Origin of the sequence: Streptomyces sp. NPDC005533 (genome assembly GCF_042871845.1) — a bacterium.
Classification (GTDB): domain Bacteria; phylum Actinomycetota; class Actinomycetes; order Streptomycetales; family Streptomycetaceae; genus Streptomyces.
Genome location: NZ_JBIAJH010000020.1, coordinates 80,907 through 97,616, shown reverse-complemented (window position 1 = coordinate 97,616; position 16,710 = coordinate 80,907). Strand labels below are relative to the sequence as shown.

Genomic DNA, 16,710 nt, shown 5'->3' with positions numbered 1-16,710 from the left:
TACACGGACATGAGTACGACTGACAAGGCACCCACCGGGACGTCGCCGGAGTCCGCCGCGGCGGACGCCACCGACTCCGCCGCGGACGCCGCGGACGCCGTGGCCGGAGCCCAGCTCTCCACCGCGCCGCTGGACGACGCCCCGAGCGGGCCGGCCGTCGGCATCGGGGTGATCGGCTGGGCCCGCTGGTTCTGGCGGCAGCTCACCTCCATGCGGGTGGCGCTGATCCTGCTCTTCCTGCTCTCCCTGGGCGCCATCCCCGGTTCCCTGATCCCGCAGCGCAACGTCGACGAGATGAAGGTCGCCGACTGGAAGCGGACCCACGCCTCCTGGGTGACCGTCGCCGAAAAGCTCCAGCTCTTCGACGTCTACAGCTCGGTGTGGTTCTCCGCGATCTACCTGCTGCTGTTCATCTCGCTGGTCGGCTGCATCCTGCCGCGCTCCTGGCAGTTCGTCGGCCAGCTCCGCGGCCGTCCGCCGGCCGCCCCCAGGCGGCTCGACCGGCTGCCCGCCCACACCACCTGGCGCACCGGCAAGACCCCGGACGAGGTCCTCTCGTACGCCACGACGGTGCTCCGCGGGCGCCGCTTCCGCACCGAGGCCGGCAAGGGGCACGTCGCGGCGGAGAAGGGCTACCTCCGCGAGGCCGGCAACCTGATCTTCCACGTCGCGTTGATCGTGATGCTGGTGGCCTTCGCCTGGGGCCAGTACTTCAAGTCCGAGGGCGGCAAGCTGGTCCTGCGCGGCACCGGCTTCTCGAACACCCTCACCCAGTACGACGACTTCAAGGCGGGCACCCTCTTCCGCCCCGACGACCTGCCGCCGTTCAGCTTCACCCTGGACCGGTTCGACGCGACGTACGAGCTGAGCGGCCCGCAGAAGGGCACCCCGCGCGACTTCAAGGCGTACGTCACCTTCAGCGAGGGCGCCGACGGCAAGCCGGAGCAGCGCGAGATCCAGGTCAACAAGCCGCTCCAGGTCGACGGCTCCAAGGTCTACCTGCTGGGGCACGGGTACGCGCCGATCCTCTCGGTGACCGACCCCACCGGCAAGGTGATCTACAAGGACGCCGTGCCGATGCTCCCGCAGGACTCGAACCTCACCTCCACCGGAGCCGTCAAGGTCACCGACGGCTACAAGGACAAGGACGGCAAGGCGGAGCAGCTCGGCTTCAACGCCGTCTTCGTGCCGAGCTACGCCGGCGAGGGCATGGGCACGATGTTCTCGCAGTTCCCCGCCCTGCTCCAGCCGCGGCTCATGCTCAACGCCTGGCACGGCAGCCTCGGCGTGGACTCGGGCCTGCCGCAGAACGTGTACGTGCTGAAGACGGACAAGATGCAGTCCTTCAAGGACGAGTCCGGCCAGCCGTTCAAGCAGAAGCTGAAGGTCGGCGACACGATGACCCTGCCGAACGGCGCGGGCACCGTGAAGTTCGAGGGCATCGAGCGGTGGGCCACCTTCTCTGTCACCCACCAGCCCGGCAGCGGCCTCGCCCTCGCCGGCGCGATCGCCGCCATCGCGGGCCTTGCCGGGTCCCTGTTCATCCAGCGCCGCCGGATCTGGGTCCGCGCGGTGGCCGGCCCGGACGGCGTGACCGTCGTCGAGATGGCGGGCCTGGGCCGCAGCGAGTCCACCAGGCTCCCGCAGGAGCTGGCGGCCCTGGCCGCCGCGCTGCACCAGCAGGCGCCGTCCGCGCCCGCCGCACTTGCCGAACCACGTGTCGAAGAAACCCCTGAAGGAGAGCGCGGATGACGCCGCTCGCAGCCGCAGCCAATGAGAACCTGGCTCAGATCAGCAACTACCTGATCTATTCGTCGATGGCGGTCTACACGCTCGCCTTCTTCGCGCACATCGCCGAGTGGACCTTCGGCAGCCGCAGCAAGGTGGCCCGTACGGCCGCCGCGCTGACCGGGTCCGCGCAGGACCGGGCCGCCGCCGCGCCCGCCGTGCAGGTCCGCCAAAAGGGGGCGCGAAGCTCCGGTGGAGCCGGTGAGACCGGGGGCAGCACCGCCGTCCTCGACCAGCCGAAGGTCGTCACCCGTTCGGCCGCGGGCACCCGCGACGTACCGGACGGCCCCGGCGCCGGCGGCGGCACCGTCCAGGGCGACCTCTACGGGCGGATCGCGATCTCGCTGACCGCGCTCGCCTTCCTCATCGAGGCGGGCGGCGTCCTCGCCCGCGCGATGTCGGTGCAGCGGGCCCCGTGGGGCAACATGTACGAGTTCTCGATCACCTTCTCCACGGTGGCCGTCGGCACGTACCTCGCCCTGCTCGCGCTGAAGAAGAACGTCCGCTGGCTCGGCCTGATCCTGGTCACCAGCGTGCTGCTGGACCTCGGCATCGCCGTCAAGATCCTCTACACCGACAGCGACCAGCTGGTCCCCGCCCTGCACTCGTACTGGCTGTGGATCCACGTCTCCACCGCGATCTTCTGCGGCGCCGTCTTCTACATCGGCGCGGCCGGCGCGGTCCTCTACCTCTTCCGCGACGCCTACGAGGGCCGGATCGCGAACGGCCGGACCGCGGGGAAGTTCTACGCGTCGGTCATGGAGCGGCTGCCCTCCGCGGCCTCGCTCGACAAGTTCTCGTACCGGATCAACGCGGCCGTGTTCCCGCTGTGGACCTTCACGATCATCGCGGGCGCGATCTGGGCGGGCGACGCCTGGGGCCGCTACTGGAACTGGGACCCCAAGGAGGTCTGGTCCTTCGTGACCTGGGTGGCGTACGCCTGCTACCTGCACGCCCGCGCCACCGCCGGCTGGAAGGGCCGCAAGGCCGCGTACCTCGCGCTCTTCGCCTTCGCCTGCTGGATCTGGAACTACTACGGCGTGAACATGTTCCTCAACGGCCTGCACTCCTACTCGGGCGTCTGACCGGCCGGAGTGGGACGCTGGTGGCATGTCTCTCGTGAGCCACGCCACCAGCGAGCGCCGCGGCGAAGACCGCTGGCTGCTCCGCTTCGAGCTGCACCTGCCGTACTCCTACGCGGCGCTCTGGCCCGCCCTGACCACACCGGAGGGGCTGCGCGGCTGGCTGGCCGCGGCGGACGTCCTGGAGCGCAGGCTCGGCGGGGCGGTCACGCTGCGCTGGCTGAACACCGGGACCGTGGCGACCGGGCGGGTCACCGCCTGGGACGTGGAGCGGGTCGTGGAGTACACGCTCACCGAGCACGGGCGGATCCGCTTCCACCTGGAGGCGGTCGGCACCGATTCGACGGTGATCCGGTTCGTGAACGAGCGGGGCGGGTCGGAGGACGAGCGCCTCGACTGCCTGGCCGGCTGGCACGAACACTTCGAGCTGCTGGAATCCGCCCTGTCCGGGCGGCCGGTGAACTGGGCCGCCTGGACGGACGCCCGCTGGTCGCAGCTGCGCGAGGCCTACGCCTCCTTCACCAGGGCGTAGCCGCCGGCGCCCGACCCACCGGGGCCGCCCTCACCACACCGGGCGCAGGGGCGGCAGTCCGTCGTCCCCGTGGAGGGCGCGTACGAGGTGCGAGAGCTCCCGGCGCAGGACCGTGAGGTCGGCGCTGCCGGCCAGCTCGGCCTCCAGCCCGTGCAGGATCCGGCCCGCGACGGCGAGGTGGGTGTAGGCCGCCGCCGTCAGCACGACCAGCTTGCGGCGGCCGCCCCCCGGATGCGGCTCGCGCCGGACGTAGCCGCGCTTCTCCAGGTCGTCGACGATCTGTCCGGCGGCCTGTTTGGTCACCCCGAGCCGTTCGGCGAGCTCGGTCGCCGTGGCGCCGGGACCCTTCAGGGCCTGGAAGGCCATGCCGTGCAGGGGGCGCAGGTCCGGGTATCCGGCCTCGGCCACGCGCCGGGTGAACTCTCCCAGCATCAGCTGGAAGCCCAGGCCGAGCAGGAAGGTCAGCTCGACGCCCTCGTTCTCTTCTCTCGTCACGCAAATATGGTGACACGGCCGAGTCAAGCTGCTTTACTCAACCCATCGAGTAAAGCAGCTTGACTCAGTTGCCCGAGAAGAAGACGAGGACCCGCCGTGCACGTCATCACCGTTTCGCCCGAGCACGTCACCGCCACCCCGAACGCCACCATGACCGGCCGCGCCGCCCCCAGCCGCGGCAGCTCCGAGCTCAGCACCTGGCACGTCGACATGGCCGCCGGCAACACCGGACCCGAGCACTCCGTCAACCGCGAGCAGGTCTGGCTGCTCACCGCCGGCTCCCTGGAGGTCACCTGCGACGGCCGCACCGAGAAGGTGGCCGCCGGCCAGACCCTGGTCCTGCCGCCCGACGTGCCGCGCCGGATCCACGCCTGCGAGCACTTCGAGGCGTACGTCGCCATGCGCGCCGACGGCGTGGTCACCGTGGCGGGCGCCGAGGACACCCGCGTCCTGCCCTGGGCGCGGTGACGGCCGGGGCCTAGTCCTGGTCCTGGTCCCGTCCCTTGTCCTTCTTGTCCTTGTTCTCCTGCTCCTCGCGCAGGGACTTCAGGAACTCCGGATTGTCGTCCGGCGCGACCCACTGGGTCCGCCCCCTGCCTCCGCGGCCGCCACCTCCGACGGCCGAGCGCTTCTTGCCCGCGAACAGCCACACCACCGGCCCGACGATCGAGAAGAGCAGGATGATGATCACCCAGACCACCTTCGGGAGGTGCTTGACCTCGTCCTCGGGCGTGTTCAGGCAGTCGATGAAGGCGTAGATGGTGAGCGCGAGGACCAGCAGGAACGGCAGATAGCGCAGCACGGTGTGGAACCGACTCCCGGGCAGTGACGGCAGGCCCGCTCGGGGCCCCGGTGACACCTCCAGAGTAGTTGGTGACGGATACTTGCCCCTATGGCTTACGACGATCTCCGCTCGCTGCTCCGGGCTCTGGAGCGGGAGGGCGACCTCAAGCGCATCAAGGCCGAAGTCGACCCGTACCTGGAGGTCGGGGAGATCGTCGACAGAGTGAACAAGGCGGGCGGCCCGGCGCTCCTCTTCGAGAACGTCAAGGGCTCGGCGATGCCGCTGGCCATGAACGTCTTCGGGACCGACCGCCGCCTGCTGAAGGCCCTCGGCCTCAAGTCGTACGGCGAGATCAGCGAGAAGATCGGCGGCCTGCTCAAGCCGGAGCTGCCGCAGGGCTTCATCGGGGTCCGCGAGGCCTTCGGCAAGCTCGGCTCGATGGTGCACGTGCCCCCGAAGAAGGTGAAGGGCGACGCCGCGCCCGTCCAGGAAGTCGTCCTCACCGGCGACGACGTGGACCTGGACCAGCTGCCGGCGCTCTTCACCTGGCCCAAGGACGGCGGGTCCTTCTTCAACCTCGGTCTGACGCACACCAAGCACCCGGAAACGGGCGTGCGCAACCTCGGCCTCTACCGCCTCCAGCGCCACGACAAGCGCACCATCGGCATGCACTGGCAGATCCACAAGGACAGCCGCAACCACTACGCGGTCGCCGCCAAGCGCGGCGAGCGGCTCCCCGTCGCGATCGCCTTCGGCTGCCCGCCCGCGGTGACGTACGCGTCCACCGCGCCGCTGCCGGGCGACATCGACGAGTACCTGTTCGCCGGTTTCGTCGCCGGCAAGCGGATCGAGATGGTCGACTGCAAGACGGTCCCGCTCCAGGTCCCGGCCAACGCGGAGGTCGTGATCGAAGGCTGGCTGGAGCCGGGGGAGATGCTTCCGGAGGGTCCCTTCGGCGACCACACCGGCTTCTACACCCCGCAGGAGCCCTTCCCGGCACTGAAGATCGACTGCGTGACGATGCGCAAGCGTCCGCTGCTCCAGTCGATCGTGGTCGGCCGGCCGCCGACGGAGGACGGGCCGCTCGGCCGCGCGACGGAGCGCTTCTTCCTCCCGCTCCTCAAGATCATCGTGCCGGACATCGTGGACTACCACCTGCCGGAGTCGGGCGGCTTCCACAACTGCGCGATCGTCTCGATCGACAAGAAGTACCCCAAGCACGCGCAGAAGGTCATGCACGCCATCTGGGGCGCGCACATGATGTCGCTGACCAAGCTGATCATCGTGGTGGACGCCGATTGCGACGTCCACGACCTGCACGAAGTGTCCTGGCGGGCCCTCGGCAACACGGACTACTCCCGCGACCTCACGGTCGTGGAAGGCCCGGTGGACCACCTGGACCACGCCTCGTACCAGCAGTTCTGGGGCGGCAAGGCGGGCATCGACGCGACGAGGAAGCTGCCCGAGGAGGGCTACACCCGCGACGGCGGCTGGCCCGACATGGTCGAGTCCGACCCGGCGACCGCCGCCCTCGTGGACAGCCGCTGGAAGGAGTACGGCCTGTGAGCCCGATCGAGGCCGGAGGTCCCGAGCTCTTCCTCGGCACCGGCAGCGCCTACGTGGCCCTGCTGCGCCCGAAGATCGACCCGGCGGACCCCGGCGTCCGGCTGGCCGCCGAGCAGGCGGGCGTCACACCCGAGGAGTTCGCCGGCCCCGGCGACGTCTGGGCGCTGATGTGGGAACAGGAGGACGGCGAGGGCGGCGGCTTCGAGCTGCCCGGCCTGCGCGACGCCGAGGCGGAGGACTTCGCCGAGCGGCTGCGGCTCGCGTTGGGCACGGGTGAGGCCTGCACGGTCGAGGCCGGCGCCGTGCTCCGCGTCGACGCCCGCCCGGCCGGCACCGACGGCTACGCCTTCACCGCCCACGTCACCCCGCCGGAGGGCGAGGACGAGGAGGCGGAGCCCGCGACCCTGGAACTGGAACCGACCCCCACGGCTTCGCTCCTGGCCCACCTGGAAACGTTCCACCGGAGCCTCGCGTGACCCCGAGCCTGCGGATCGGCGGCGACGAGGTCACCGCCTTCGCGGAGGGCCTGCCGGCCCGCACCCGTACGGCCGGATCCGAGGCCTTCCGGGCCGAGGTGAGCGAGGGCCGGGGCAACCCCCTGCGGCTGTCCGGCGTCCCGGTCGGCGACGACGCCGTCGCGTTCACGGTCCGGCTGACCCCGCTGGGGCACGACGAGACCAATCACCTCGACATGGAGACAGGGCCGGTACCCCTCGACGGGCTGAGGGCCGAACTCGAACAGTTCCGGAGGGATCTCGCATGATGACGACCGCCGAGGGTGTCCTCGGACCGGGACCCGCGCCGGAGGCGGGCAACAAGGTCAAGGCGTTCCTTCGGCTCGTGATGATCGAGCACTCGGTCTTCGCGCTGCCCTTCGCCTACATCGCGGCGCTCACCGCCATGTTCCGGCTCGACCGGCACGTGCACTGGGCCGAGCTGCTCCTCGTCACCGTCTGCATGGTGGGGCTGCGGACCTTCGCGATGGCGGCCAACCGGATCATCGACCGCGAGATCGACGCCCGCAACCCGCGCACGGCCGGCCGCGAACTGGTCACCGGCGCGGTGTCGGTCCGCTCGGCCTGGACCGGCGCCGGGATCGCGCTCCTGGTCTTCCTCGGCTCGGCGGCGCTGCTGAACCCGCTCTGCCTGATGCTGGCGCCCGTCGCGGTGATCCCGATGGTGGTGTACCCGTACGGCAAGCGGTTCACGAACTTCCCGCACGCCATCCTGGGCCTGGCCCAGGCCATCGGGCCGATCGGGGCCTGGCTGGCCGTCACCGGCGCGTGGTCCTGGGACGCGGTGATCCTGGGCCTGGCGGTGGGCGTGTGGATCGGCGGCTTCGACCTGATCTTCGCCTCGCAGGACGTGGCCTCGGACCGCGCGGACGGCGTCAAGTCCGTCCCGGCCCGGTTCGGCGTCCCGGCCGCCCTGTGGGGCGCCCGCGGCGCGCACGTCGTGACCACGGCCCTGCTGGCCTGGTACGCCCTCGCCACCGACGCGGGCGCGCTGTTCTGGGTGGGCCTGGTGATCGTCGTGGTGGCCTTCTTCTACGAGCACACCATCGTGACCCCGCACGACCTGTCCCGCCTGAACCGCGCCTTCTTCACGGTCAACGGCTTCATCGGCATGGCGCTGTTCGTGTGCGCCTCGCTGGACCTCGTGGTCCGCGGCCTGACCTTCTGAGCGGCGGCCCGGAGCGGGCCGGCTGACGGTCGACGCCTCCGCGCCGCCCGTGGACCCCTGTGTCGTCAGCCCGTGAGGGCGGGGCGGTGGCGGGGCGGGCGGCGGTGGAAGAGGGCCGTCAGGACGCCGCCGACCAGGCCGCAGAGGTGGCCCTGCCAGCTGACGCCCGCGTCCGTGGGGAGGATGCCCGTCACGATCGTGCCGCCCCAGACGGCGACGATGCCCACGGCGACGGCGACGCCCAGCACCTTGCGTTCCACGAAGCCGCGGACCAGCAGGTAGCCGAAGAGGCCGAAGACGACGCCCGAGGCGCCCAGGGTCATGGTGTTCGGCGGGGAGATCAGCCAGGTGCCGATGCCGTCGGCCAGGATGATCAGCCCGCACACCACGAGGAAGCGCCGGATCCCGGACAGGGCCGCCGTGAAACCGAGGACCAGCAGCGGGACGCTGTTGGCGGCGACGTGGTCGAAGCCGAAGTGGAGGAAGGAACCCGTGACGACGCCCGGCAGGCTGTCCGGGTCACGGGCCACGATCCCGTACGCGTCCAGCGCGTGCCCGGTGGCGTGGTCCACGGCCTCCAGGGCCCACAGGAGCGCGACCCAGCCCAGCATGAGCTTTCCGGCCGCCTTCGCCCGGTCGCTCCGGCGCCACTCGCCCTGACGCACCGTCGTACTGGTCGTGCTCATGGTCTCCGTACCCCCTCGTCGCGCCCCGAGTGCGGAACGTCCGGGCACCTTACCGAGTGCCCGCCCGGGGTGGCCGGATAGTCTCGGAGGTATGACTGAGCGCAAGCGCACCCCGTGGGTGGTCGGGGTTTCGGGGGCGTCCGGGACGCCGTACGCGGCGGCGGTGCTCCGCGGACTGCTCGCGGCGGGGGAGAGTGTCGACCTGGTGGTCAGCCGGGCTTCGCGGCTCACCCTCCTGGACGAGACCGGGATCGCCTTCCGCGACGCGCACTGGCGCGACGATCTGGGGGAGTGGCTGCAGCGGGGAGCCGACGGGAAGCCCGGGACCTTCGCGCGGCCCGCGCTGGACGACGTCCGGTACTGGGGCGCCGGGGACCTGGCCGCGGGCCCGAGTTCGGGCTCGTACCCGGCCCGGGGGATGCTGATCGTCCCCGCGTCCACGGCCTGCGTGGCGGGGGTGGCGCTCGGACTGTCGAAGGACCTGCTCCAGCGCGTGGCGAGCGTGACGCTCAAGGAGCGGCGCCGGCTGGTGGTCGCGGTGCGGGAGACCCCGCTGAGCGGGCAGACGCTCAGGGCCCTGGTGGCGCTGGACGAGGCGGGCGCGGTCGTGCTGCCCGCCTCTCCGGCGTTCTACGCGGGTGCGACGCACATCCAGGATCTGGTGGACTTCGTCGCGGGGCGGGTGCTGGACGCGGCAGGGGTGCCGCACCGGCTGTACCGCCGTTGGGAGGGGGAGCTGGGAGGGTCCCGTGCTCCCCGGGAGGCGAACGGTGGTGACTAGGCCTTCTTGCCGGACAGCGGCTTGCGGGCCTTGTCGACGCGGTAGGCGGCGGCGGGCTGGTGGGCACGGGATCGGTTGGCCAGCTCCTGGAGCTGTCGCATGTGTGCGTGGGCCATCTCGATCGTGAACACGGTGAACCACTCCTGAAGATCGTCATTGATCTGTTGAAAGATTTCACAGGGTGTTGACCCTGTGCGCCTTAGATTCTATACCTAGACTTGCAGGATCGCCGAATAATGGAAGGCTCCACGTAATGGACACGGTGGACAGGCAGCTCATCCAGGCACTCCGGGAGAACGGTCGTGCCTCGTACGCGGAGCTGGGCCGTCTCGTGGGCCTCTCCGGCCCCAGCGTCACCGACCGCATCAACCGTCTGGAGACGGCCGGCGTCATCACCGGCTACCGCGCGACCGTGGACTCGCGGTCGCTCGGCCTCGGCGTCACGGCGCTGATCGGACTCTCCATGTCGGACGCCGCCGACCACGAGGACGTGGCCCGGCGGCTGCGCGACCTCAACGAGATCGAGGACTGCTGGTTCATCGCGGGCGACGACTCGTTCATGCTCAAGGTGCGCGCCAACGACGTGGACGGCCTGGAGAAGATCATCCGCAGGCTCTCCGGAACCAAGGGCGTCTCGCGCACCCGCACCACCATCGTGCTCTCCACGAAGTGGGAGAACCGGGTCGGGGAGCTGCCCGAGGAAGCCTGAGAGTACGGTGGGGCAGGGTTCGCAGGACAGGCAGAGGCATCTAGAGGAGGCGACCGGCACATGGACGCTGGGCTCAAGCGTGAGCTGGAGGAGAAGGTCCGCTCCGGCGAGCGGCTGACCCGTGAGGACGGCATCGCCCTCTACGAGTCGGACGACCTGGCCTGGCTCGGTGGCCTCGCCCACGAGGTGCGCACGCGCAAGAACGGTGACGTCGTCCACTTCAACGTCAACCGGCACCTCAACATGACGAACGTGTGCACCGCCTCGTGCGCGTACTGCTCGTTCCAGCGCAAGCCGGGCGAGAAGGACGCGTACACGATGCGCATCGAGGAGGCCGTGCGCCTGGCCAAGGCCATGGAGAACGACAACCTCACCGAGCTGCACATCGTCAACGGCCTGCACCCGAACCTGCCGTGGCGCTACTACCCGCGCTCGCTCTCGGAGCTGAAGAAGGCGCTGCCGAACGTCTCGCTGAAGGCGTTCACTGCGACCGAGATCCACCACTTCGAGACGATCTCCGGCATGTCGGCCTCCGACATCCTGGACGAGCTGATCGAGGCCGGCCTGGAGTCGCTCACCGGCGGCGGTGCGGAGATCTTCGACTGGGAGGTCCGCCAGCACATCGTCGACCACCGCACCCACTGGGAGGACTGGTCGCGCATCCACCGGCTGGCGCACTCGAAGGGCCTCAAGACCCCCTCGACGATGCTGTACGGGCACATCGAGGAGCCGCGCCACCGCGTGGACCACGTGCTGCGGCTGCGCGAGCTCCAGGACGAGACCGGCGGTTTCCAGGTCTTCATCCCGCTGCGCTACCAGCACGACTTCGTGGACATGCAGGACGGCAAGGTGCGCAACAAGCTCCAGGCGCGCACGACGATGGCGACCGGTGCCGAGGCGCTGAAGACCTTCGCCGTCTCGCGCCTGCTCTTCGACAACGTGCCGCACGTCAAGGTCTTCTGGGTGATGCACGGCGTGCAGACCGCCCAGCTCGCGCTCCAGCACGGCGCGGACGACATGGACGGCTCGGTCGTCGAGTACAAGATCACGCACGACGCGGACAACTACGGCACCCCGAACAAGCTGGGCCGCGAGGACCTGCTGGAGCTGATCCGGGAAGCGGGCTTCCGCCCGGTCGAGCGCAACACGCGCTACGAGATCATCCGTGAGTACCCCGGTCCGGACGCGGGGCTGCGCGAGACCCCGCAGGCCATGCGCGTCTGACGCCCCGTCGGCCTGGTCCGACCCCCTCCCGGCGAGTTAACCCCGGCCCATGGGCCGGGGTTTAACTTTTTCTGGACGGGCCGATGAGGTAATGGGTAAACTTGGAAAATGACCCTTACTTTCACCCTGGACCCGGTCGTCGACCCTTCCCTGCGTGATGGAATCCTCGGGCTGTGGGCCGACGTCTCGAACGCGGGCGGCGCCGTGGGCTTCGTACCGCCGGTCACCTTCGACGACATCCGCCCCGCACTCGACAAGCACCTCGTCGGCGTCGCCGACGGGAGCTGCCGCCTGCTCGTCGGGCACGACGAGGACGGCTCGGTCGCCGCGACCGCCTTCCTCACCCGCAACGCCCACCGGCTGCAGCTCCACTGGCTGTGGGCGTACACGGTCATGGTCCATCCGCGCCATCAGGGCAAGGGCTACGGGCGCGACCTGATGGCCGCGACGGAGGCCGCGGCCCGCTCCCTCGGGGGCGTCGACGCCATCCGCCTCACCTGCCGCGGCGGTCACGGCCTGGAGCACTTCTACGCGGCCTGCGGCTACAAGGAGGTCGGCCGCGTCCCCGGCGCCGTCCGGGTGGCCCCGGGCGACGACCGCGACGACATCACGATGCTGCTGCCGCTGTACTGACGGGCCGGGTGCCGCCCGCCCCGTACCCCGGAGGGCCGCGGTGCGGGCCCGACGTGCTTCACTGGACGGGCACCAGCCGACGTACGACCACGACGAGAGAGAAGGGGTCACCGTGTCCCTCAAGCCGAGCGCAGCGATCCGATACACCGCGATGCGCCTGGGCATCTTCGTCGGATGCCTCGTCGTCGTCGCAGGTCTCGTCCGGCTCGGCTGGGTGCCCGCCGGCCTCGGCGACGCCAACGCCGCCTGGATCGTGCTGCTCGCCCTCGTCCTCTCCGCGCCGCTCTCCTTCGTGCTCCTGCGCAAGCAGCGCGACGAGATGTCCCGGCAGATCTCCGGGCGCGTAGCGGGTGCGAAGGAGAAGCTCGCCGCGAACCGCAGCCAGGAGGACGAGGTCGACGACGCGGCGCGCGTGCGCTCGTAACGCCACAGTCGGGTTCATCACACACCGAACCGCCCCAGCACCGGGAATACCGCCCGTAACGCTGGGGCGGTGGTGTTTTCCGGGTCGGCGCAAGAGGGCCTCGTGCGCCGTTGTCTCAAAGGGCCCCTTTGAGATTCCCAAAGGAGAAGTGTTAGCGTGTTGAACATGTTGACCACAGCTGCGCACCCGATGACCACGAGCCTCCTGCTCGTGACGCGCCTGCACGTCGACCTCTGCCGCCGCGCGCCCGCGGCCTGTTGCTGTTGAGCTGAATCGATACAGCAGCGGTCCCGGCCGGCTCCTTCCGGCTGCTGCCGCACCGCATCACAAACCGCAGCACTTCCCCCCTCGTCTTTGTGCGCCACCTCCGGAGAGTGTCCGTGTCCGCGACCCCCCAGGCCCCTGCCAAGGCCTCGTTCAAGTTCCCCTTCTGGGCCCAGATCGTCGCCGGTCTCGCCCTCGGTGTCCTCTTCGGCTGGATAGCCCGCAGCCAGGACATCAGCTGGCTCGCCACCACGCTGGAGAAGACCGGCGACATCTTCGTCCAGCTGCTGAAGCTGGCCATCGCCCCGCTCGTCTTCTTCGCGATCCTGGTGTCGATCACCAACCTGCGGAAGGTGAACAACGCCGCGCGGCTCGCCACCCGCACGCTGCTCTGGTTCATGATCACCTCGCTGATCGCGGTCGGCATCGGCCTCGCGATCGGCCTGCTCACCGACCCGGGTTCGGGCACCGGCCTCACCGCGGCCGACGGCAAGGAGCCCAAGAAGACCGGCTCCTGGATCGACTTCCTGACCGGGATCGTGCCGACGGACATCGTCACGCCGTTCACCGACCTGAAGGTCCTTCAGATCGTCTTCCTGGCCGTCGTCGCCGGCATCGCCGCCCTCCAGCTGGGCAGCAAGGCGAAGCCCGTCCTCGACCTCGCCGAGTCCGCCCTGGAACTGCTCCAGAAGGCCCTGTGGTGGGTCATCCGCCTCGCCCCGATCGGCACCATCGGCCTCATCGGCACCGCGATCGCCACGTACGGCTGGGACCTGATCGGCAAGTACGCGACCTTCACCGCCGACATCTACATCGGCTGCGCCCTCGTGATGTTCGGCGTCTACCCGCTGCTGCTCGCCACGGTCGCCAAGGTCAACCCCGTCCAGTTCTTCAAGGGCGCCTGGCCCGCGATCCAGCTGGCCTTCGTCTCCCGCTCCTCGGTCGGCACCATGCCGGTCACCCAGAAGGTCACCGAACGCCTCGGCGTCCCGAAGGAATACGCCTCCTTCGCCGTCCCGTTCGGCGCCACCACCAAGATGGACGGCTGCGCCGCGATCTACCCGGCGCTCGCCGCGATCTTCATCGCGCAGATCTTCGACGTACAGCTGGGCATCAAGGAGTACCTGCTCATCGTCTTCGTCTCGGTCATCGGCTCGGCCGCCACGGCCGGTCTGACGGGCGCGACGGTCATGCTGACACTGACCCTCTCCACGCTGGGCCTGCCGCTCGCGGGCGTCGGCCTGCTGATGGCGATCGACCCGATCCTGGACATGATCCGCACCGCCACGAACGTGGCCGGCCAGGCCCTGGTCCCGGTCATCGTCTCGGCCCGCGAGGGGATCCTGGACAAGGAGGCCTACGCCTCCGCCTCGGCCTCCCCGCTGGACGAGGAGCCCGCCCCCGCCCCGACCCAGGTCGCCGTCGCGGCCTGATCACCGCTCTCGCCGCAGCCCCCGCCCCCGTCCGGGCGGGGGCTGCGGCGCGTCCGGAGCGGGTTCCGGATCCTGGTCCCAATCCCTCGTTCCGGTCCCTGGTTCCGGGCCGTCAGACGGTCCGGGCGCGGAAGTACGCGACCGTCGCGAGCAGGAACGGCACGGCGAACCACCACCGGCCCATCGTCCGCCGGAACACCGGGGTGATCGTGATCAGCAGCCCGAGCAGACACAGCACGACGGAGCAGTCGCCCATGAACCGGGCGTCGTCGCGGATCGGGTCGTACGGCGACCCGGGCCGCAGGGCCAGGGCGACGTAGCACGCGAACGCGGCCGGGACGTAGAGCAGTACGAGCGGGACGCCGAGCACCCACTGCAGACAGCCCCGGTCCTCGGGCAGGTCGACGCTCTCGCGGGGGAGCCTCATGACAGCGTCACCATCCGGATCCAGGCGACCGCCCCGAGGACGACCGGCGGGACGAACCACCACGGGCCCAGCATCCGACGGACCGGCGGGACGAGGGTGAGGAGGAACCCGGTCACGCTGAGGCCGAGGGCGAGCAGACACACCGCCGTCGTCCCCGCGTACCCCTGGTCGTCCCACCCGGCCGCAGGCCCGTAACGCACCGCCGTGTAGACGAAGAAGGCGTCGAGCAGGTTGACGAGGGCGAGCGGGACCCCGACGACCCACTTCAGCGGGCCGTGGTCCCCGGGCAGGTCGACGCCCGCGCGCGGGTGCGTCATCGCATCGCTTCCTTCACCTGGCCCAGTCCGTCGGTGAAATCATCGCCGTAGTTCTGGGCCTTCCGCGACTCCCAGTACGGGCCGCCGTTGTAGCGGGCCGCGATCTCGCGCATCTGGGCCCCGGTCAACTGGTCGGCCGGTACGTCCGCGTACGCCGTCTCCGCCTTGATCCTGGCCAGGTGGCCGGCGGCGATGAACGCGTTCTGCCGGTGGTCCTGGAGGGACTCCTCCACCAGGTCGCGCTGGGCGTCCGTGAGGTGCTCGGGGTCGTAGCCGAGTACCTCGGCGCCGCGCCGCAGCTGGATGGCGATCGGCCCGAAGGAGGTCTGGTCGGGCACGCCGCCGAGCCGGTGGGGAAGGTTCTCGGGCGTGAGGGGGCTCAGTGGGAAGGCGGCCGCGCGGCGCAGGTGGTCCGTGACGTCGTCGGCGTAGCCGGGCTGCCCGGATATCTCGTTCCAGGCGATGCCCGCGACCAGCTCCTCGGGCAGTCCCGCGTGCTCGGCGGCGGCCCGCAGGACCTCCTTGTTGCGGGAGATCCACCGGGCCTTCTCCGCGTCTCCCTCCGGCGGGTTCCAGTACATGTCCTCGCCCTGCGGCAGGCCGGCGATGCGCGTGCGGATGTCCTTGAGCTCCGGCGACATGTAGGTGTCCCCGACCGTCCCGTGCACCTCCCGCTTCGGGGCGCCGCCCGGCAGGTGCGTCAGCGGGCTGGTGCGCGCCTCCTCGCCCTCCCGGCGCAGGTCCGCCATGGCGGCGTACAGGTCGGGCCGTTCGCCGCCGCGGATCCGCAGCGCGGGCATCAGCTCGTACGCCTGCTTCAGCGCGTGGACACAGGCCTCGCGCGCCTCCCGTTCCACCGTCCGGGCCAGGTGGAAGCTGCCGCCCGCGTCGTCGTGGAGCCGGTTCGCCTCGTCGCGGATGTCGTCCACGTCCAGGGTGACCTCGGCCAGGAAGTCGAGGACGCCGGTCGTCGCGCGCATGTCCTCCCACTGGCGCATCGGTTCCGCCTCCTGCGCGACCTTGGTGATCGCGACGCCCTTGGTGGCGATGAGCGAGGCGAGCGCCCGCTCCGACCGCGTGCCGTTGCCGTAGTGGGACATGGCGGTGGCGAGGGCCAGGGCGTAGGCGTGCAGGGCGCTCGCGGCCTTGTCGAAGGCCTCGGCCATGTGCGTCACCAACTCCCGGGCGTCGGTGAGGCGCGAGCGGTACGTCTCGCTCCCCTCGCTGTGCCAATGGGTGTGCCGCTCCGCCCGCAGGGCGGGTTCCTCGACCTGTACGAGGAGCTCGCGCAGCCGGCGGAACTCGTCGGCGTTGCGCTCGACGAGCGCGGGACTGCACTCGGCGAGGAAGCGGACGTCCGCGTGGTGGCTCAGGCCGCCGCTCAACGGTCCTTGTCCTCCGGCTTCACGTACACGCCGGCGTCGACGACCATGCGGAGGAACGCGGCGGCGGTGTCGTCGTCGACGCGGGCGAAGCCGGTGCCGGCCGTCTTCAGGCGGGTGGCCAGGCCGGCGAACAGGGCCACCGTGTCCTTGAACTGGTCGTCGGCGAACCGTGCGAAGCGCAGGGCCTGCGCCGCGACATCGGGGTGCGCGCGGGGCGCGCGGGCCATCGTGCTGGCGTCGCCGTCGGGACGGCCCTCGTGCAGCAGTGCGGCGATCTCGATCAGCAGGTTCGCGTTGCCGTTGACGGACGGCGCCCCGACCACCAGGTCCCCGGCGGGCGCAGGTCCGGGGAGGCGCGGGGGAACGGGCTGCTCCCCGGCCTGCGCGGCGGCCTTGCACTCGGCCCACTCCGCGTCGAACGTCATGACTTCCCCCCTGCTGTGGTGGTCATGCGCATGTTAAATCGCAGGGGGGTGCGGGATGGCTCGCACGGGGTC

Annotated in this window: 22 protein-coding genes; 14 read left to right on the top strand and 8 right to left on the bottom strand. The window is 70.5% G+C overall.

The window, feature by feature from the left end:
• The first annotated feature begins 9 nt into the window (after positions 1-9).
• From ACFYP3_RS21325 to ACFYP3_RS21315, 3 genes are read left to right on the top strand one after another with little or no spacing between them, the layout of a single operon-like run.
• Positions 10-1,752 carry a cytochrome c biogenesis protein ResB gene (locus ACFYP3_RS21325; protein ID WP_388834703.1) on the top strand — a complete coding sequence of 581 codons (1,743 nt, stop codon included), beginning with the start codon at positions 10-12 and terminating at the stop codon, positions 1,750-1,752.
• Positions 1,749-2,873 (top strand): c-type cytochrome biogenesis protein CcsB, encoded by a 1,125-nt coding sequence (gene ccsB, locus ACFYP3_RS21320; protein WP_388834700.1) that lies wholly within the window; start codon positions 1,749-1,751, stop codon positions 2,871-2,873. The genes ACFYP3_RS21325 and ccsB overlap by 4 nt, the downstream gene beginning before the upstream one ends.
• A 25-nt stretch (positions 2,874-2,898) precedes the next feature.
• On the top strand, positions 2,899-3,402 hold the full coding sequence (locus ACFYP3_RS21315) for an SRPBCC domain-containing protein (RefSeq protein WP_388834697.1): 504 nt from the start codon (positions 2,899-2,901) through the stop codon (positions 3,400-3,402).
• A 30-nt stretch (positions 3,403-3,432) separates the two neighbouring features.
• On the opposite strand, the gene ACFYP3_RS21310 is transcribed toward ACFYP3_RS21315, so the two are convergent.
• A complete protein-coding gene (locus ACFYP3_RS21310) occupies positions 3,433-3,834 on the bottom strand; it encodes a MarR family winged helix-turn-helix transcriptional regulator (protein WP_388834811.1) in 402 nt (133 codons plus the stop codon).
• A 159-nt stretch (positions 3,835-3,993) separates the two neighbouring features.
• Here ACFYP3_RS21310 and ACFYP3_RS21305 point away from each other — a divergent pair, with 159 nt between their 5' ends.
• Complete coding sequence (locus ACFYP3_RS21305) at positions 3,994-4,365, top strand: cupin domain-containing protein (protein WP_388834694.1); 372 nt, start codon at positions 3,994-3,996, stop codon at positions 4,363-4,365.
• A 10-nt stretch (positions 4,366-4,375) separates the two neighbouring features.
• On the opposite strand, the gene ACFYP3_RS21300 is transcribed toward ACFYP3_RS21305, so the two are convergent.
• The gene (locus ACFYP3_RS21300) at positions 4,376-4,699 is read right to left on the bottom strand and encodes a PLD nuclease N-terminal domain-containing protein (protein WP_388834691.1); all 324 of its coding nucleotides are present in this window, start codon (positions 4,697-4,699) and stop codon (positions 4,376-4,378) included.
• A 90-nt stretch (positions 4,700-4,789) separates the two neighbouring features.
• Between ACFYP3_RS21300 and ACFYP3_RS21295 the strand changes: the two genes are divergently transcribed.
• The 4 genes from ACFYP3_RS21295 to mqnP are packed head-to-tail and all read left to right on the top strand — an operon-like array spanning position 4,790 to position 7,930.
• Complete coding sequence (locus ACFYP3_RS21295; protein ID WP_388834688.1) at positions 4,790-6,247, top strand: menaquinone biosynthesis decarboxylase; 1,458 nt, start codon at positions 4,790-4,792, stop codon at positions 6,245-6,247.
• A complete protein-coding gene (locus ACFYP3_RS21290) occupies positions 6,244-6,723 on the top strand; it encodes a hypothetical protein (protein WP_388834685.1) in 480 nt (159 codons plus the stop codon). Before ACFYP3_RS21295 ends, ACFYP3_RS21290 begins: the two co-directional genes overlap by 4 nt.
• Complete coding sequence (locus ACFYP3_RS21285; RefSeq protein ID WP_388834683.1) at positions 6,720-7,010, top strand: hypothetical protein; 291 nt, start codon at positions 6,720-6,722, stop codon at positions 7,008-7,010. Before ACFYP3_RS21290 ends, ACFYP3_RS21285 begins: the two co-directional genes overlap by 4 nt.
• The gene (gene mqnP, locus ACFYP3_RS21280; RefSeq protein ID WP_388834680.1) at positions 7,007-7,930 is read left to right on the top strand and encodes a menaquinone biosynthesis prenyltransferase MqnP; all 924 of its coding nucleotides are present in this window, start codon (positions 7,007-7,009) and stop codon (positions 7,928-7,930) included. Before ACFYP3_RS21285 ends, mqnP begins: the two co-directional genes overlap by 4 nt.
• A gap of 65 nt (positions 7,931-7,995) precedes the next feature.
• On the opposite strand, the gene ACFYP3_RS21275 is transcribed toward mqnP, so the two are convergent.
• Positions 7,996-8,616 (bottom strand): rhomboid family intramembrane serine protease, encoded by a 621-nt coding sequence (locus ACFYP3_RS21275; RefSeq protein ID WP_388834677.1) that lies wholly within the window; start codon positions 8,614-8,616, stop codon positions 7,996-7,998.
• 91 nt (positions 8,617-8,707) lie between these two features.
• Between ACFYP3_RS21275 and ACFYP3_RS21270 the strand changes: the two genes are divergently transcribed.
• The gene (locus ACFYP3_RS21270; protein ID WP_388834674.1) at positions 8,708-9,397 is read left to right on the top strand and encodes a UbiX family flavin prenyltransferase; all 690 of its coding nucleotides are present in this window, start codon (positions 8,708-8,710) and stop codon (positions 9,395-9,397) included.
• On the opposite strand, the gene ACFYP3_RS21265 is transcribed toward ACFYP3_RS21270, so the two are convergent.
• Positions 9,394-9,528 (bottom strand): hypothetical protein, encoded by a 135-nt coding sequence (locus ACFYP3_RS21265; protein ID WP_267884487.1) that lies wholly within the window; start codon positions 9,526-9,528, stop codon positions 9,394-9,396. The two genes, ACFYP3_RS21270 and ACFYP3_RS21265, sit on opposite strands and share 4 nt — an antisense overlap.
• Positions 9,529-9,650: 122 nt before the next feature.
• Here ACFYP3_RS21265 and ACFYP3_RS21260 point away from each other — a divergent pair, with 122 nt between their 5' ends.
• From ACFYP3_RS21260 to ACFYP3_RS21240, 5 genes are all read left to right on the top strand, one after another.
• The gene (locus ACFYP3_RS21260) at positions 9,651-10,106 is read left to right on the top strand and encodes an Lrp/AsnC family transcriptional regulator (protein WP_030710106.1); all 456 of its coding nucleotides are present in this window, start codon (positions 9,651-9,653) and stop codon (positions 10,104-10,106) included.
• A gap of 60 nt (positions 10,107-10,166) precedes the next feature.
• Positions 10,167-11,330 (top strand): aminofutalosine synthase MqnE, encoded by a 1,164-nt coding sequence (gene mqnE, locus ACFYP3_RS21255; RefSeq protein ID WP_069920704.1) that lies wholly within the window; start codon positions 10,167-10,169, stop codon positions 11,328-11,330.
• 108 nt (positions 11,331-11,438) lie between these two features.
• Positions 11,439-11,963, top strand: a complete 525-nt coding sequence (locus tag ACFYP3_RS21250; RefSeq protein ID WP_388834671.1) for a GNAT family N-acetyltransferase — start codon at positions 11,439-11,441, stop codon at positions 11,961-11,963.
• A gap of 151 nt (positions 11,964-12,114) precedes the next feature.
• Entirely contained in the window at positions 12,115-12,387 is a 273-nt protein-coding gene (locus ACFYP3_RS21245) for a DUF4229 domain-containing protein (RefSeq protein WP_388834808.1), read from the top strand.
• 374 nt (positions 12,388-12,761) lie between these two features.
• Positions 12,762-14,084 carry a dicarboxylate/amino acid:cation symporter gene (locus ACFYP3_RS21240; RefSeq protein ID WP_388834668.1) on the top strand — a complete coding sequence of 441 codons (1,323 nt, stop codon included), beginning with the start codon at positions 12,762-12,764 and terminating at the stop codon, positions 14,082-14,084.
• 112 nt (positions 14,085-14,196) lie between these two features.
• On the opposite strand, the gene ACFYP3_RS21235 is transcribed toward ACFYP3_RS21240, so the two are convergent.
• The 4 genes from ACFYP3_RS21235 to ACFYP3_RS21220 are packed head-to-tail and all read right to left on the bottom strand — an operon-like array spanning position 14,197 to position 16,638.
• Positions 14,197-14,511: a hypothetical protein gene (locus ACFYP3_RS21235; protein WP_388834665.1), complete on the bottom strand. Its 315-nt coding sequence runs from the start codon at positions 14,509-14,511 to the stop codon at positions 14,197-14,199.
• Entirely contained in the window at positions 14,508-14,828 is a 321-nt protein-coding gene (locus tag ACFYP3_RS21230; RefSeq protein WP_388834662.1) for a hypothetical protein, read from the bottom strand. The genes ACFYP3_RS21235 and ACFYP3_RS21230 overlap by 4 nt, the downstream gene beginning before the upstream one ends.
• Positions 14,825-16,213: a hypothetical protein gene (locus ACFYP3_RS21225; protein WP_388834659.1), complete on the bottom strand. Its 1,389-nt coding sequence runs from the start codon at positions 16,211-16,213 to the stop codon at positions 14,825-14,827. Before ACFYP3_RS21225 ends, ACFYP3_RS21230 begins: the two co-directional genes overlap by 4 nt.
• Positions 16,210-16,638, bottom strand: a complete 429-nt coding sequence (locus ACFYP3_RS21220; protein WP_388834656.1) for a hypothetical protein — start codon at positions 16,636-16,638, stop codon at positions 16,210-16,212. The genes ACFYP3_RS21225 and ACFYP3_RS21220 overlap by 4 nt, the downstream gene beginning before the upstream one ends.
• Positions 16,639-16,710 lie beyond the last annotated feature (72 nt).

Excerpts from the sequence above, each read along its gene's own strand:
- ACFYP3_RS21325 (WP_388834703.1), top strand. The coding sequence starts at position 10 with ATGAGTACGACTGACAAGGCACCCACCGGGACGTCGCCGGAGTCCGCC.
- ccsB (WP_388834700.1), top strand. The coding sequence starts at position 1,749 with ATGACGCCGCTCGCAGCCGCAGCCAATGAGAACCTGGCTCAGATCAGC.
- ACFYP3_RS21315 (WP_388834697.1), top strand. The coding sequence starts at position 2,899 with ATGTCTCTCGTGAGCCACGCCACCAGCGAGCGCCGCGGCGAAGACCGC.
- ACFYP3_RS21310 (WP_388834811.1), bottom strand. The coding sequence starts at position 3,834 with ATGCTGGGAGAGTTCACCCGGCGCGTGGCCGAGGCCGGATACCCGGAC.
- ACFYP3_RS21295 (WP_388834688.1), top strand. The coding sequence starts at position 4,790 with ATGGCTTACGACGATCTCCGCTCGCTGCTCCGGGCTCTGGAGCGGGAG.
- mqnP (WP_388834680.1), top strand. The coding sequence starts at position 7,007 with ATGATGACGACCGCCGAGGGTGTCCTCGGACCGGGACCCGCGCCGGAG.
- ACFYP3_RS21275 (WP_388834677.1), bottom strand. The coding sequence starts at position 8,616 with ATGAGCACGACCAGTACGACGGTGCGTCAGGGCGAGTGGCGCCGGAGC.
- ACFYP3_RS21270 (WP_388834674.1), top strand. The coding sequence starts at position 8,708 with ATGACTGAGCGCAAGCGCACCCCGTGGGTGGTCGGGGTTTCGGGGGCG.
- ACFYP3_RS21260 (WP_030710106.1), top strand. The coding sequence starts at position 9,651 with ATGGACACGGTGGACAGGCAGCTCATCCAGGCACTCCGGGAGAACGGT.
- mqnE (WP_069920704.1), top strand. The coding sequence starts at position 10,167 with ATGGACGCTGGGCTCAAGCGTGAGCTGGAGGAGAAGGTCCGCTCCGGC.
- ACFYP3_RS21250 (WP_388834671.1), top strand. The coding sequence starts at position 11,439 with ATGACCCTTACTTTCACCCTGGACCCGGTCGTCGACCCTTCCCTGCGT.
- ACFYP3_RS21245 (WP_388834808.1), top strand. The coding sequence starts at position 12,115 with ATGCGCCTGGGCATCTTCGTCGGATGCCTCGTCGTCGTCGCAGGTCTC.
- ACFYP3_RS21235 (WP_388834665.1), bottom strand. The coding sequence starts at position 14,511 with ATGAGGCTCCCCCGCGAGAGCGTCGACCTGCCCGAGGACCGGGGCTGT.
- ACFYP3_RS21230 (WP_388834662.1), bottom strand. The coding sequence starts at position 14,828 with ATGACGCACCCGCGCGCGGGCGTCGACCTGCCCGGGGACCACGGCCCG.
- ACFYP3_RS21220 (WP_388834656.1), bottom strand. The coding sequence starts at position 16,638 with ATGACGTTCGACGCGGAGTGGGCCGAGTGCAAGGCCGCCGCGCAGGCC.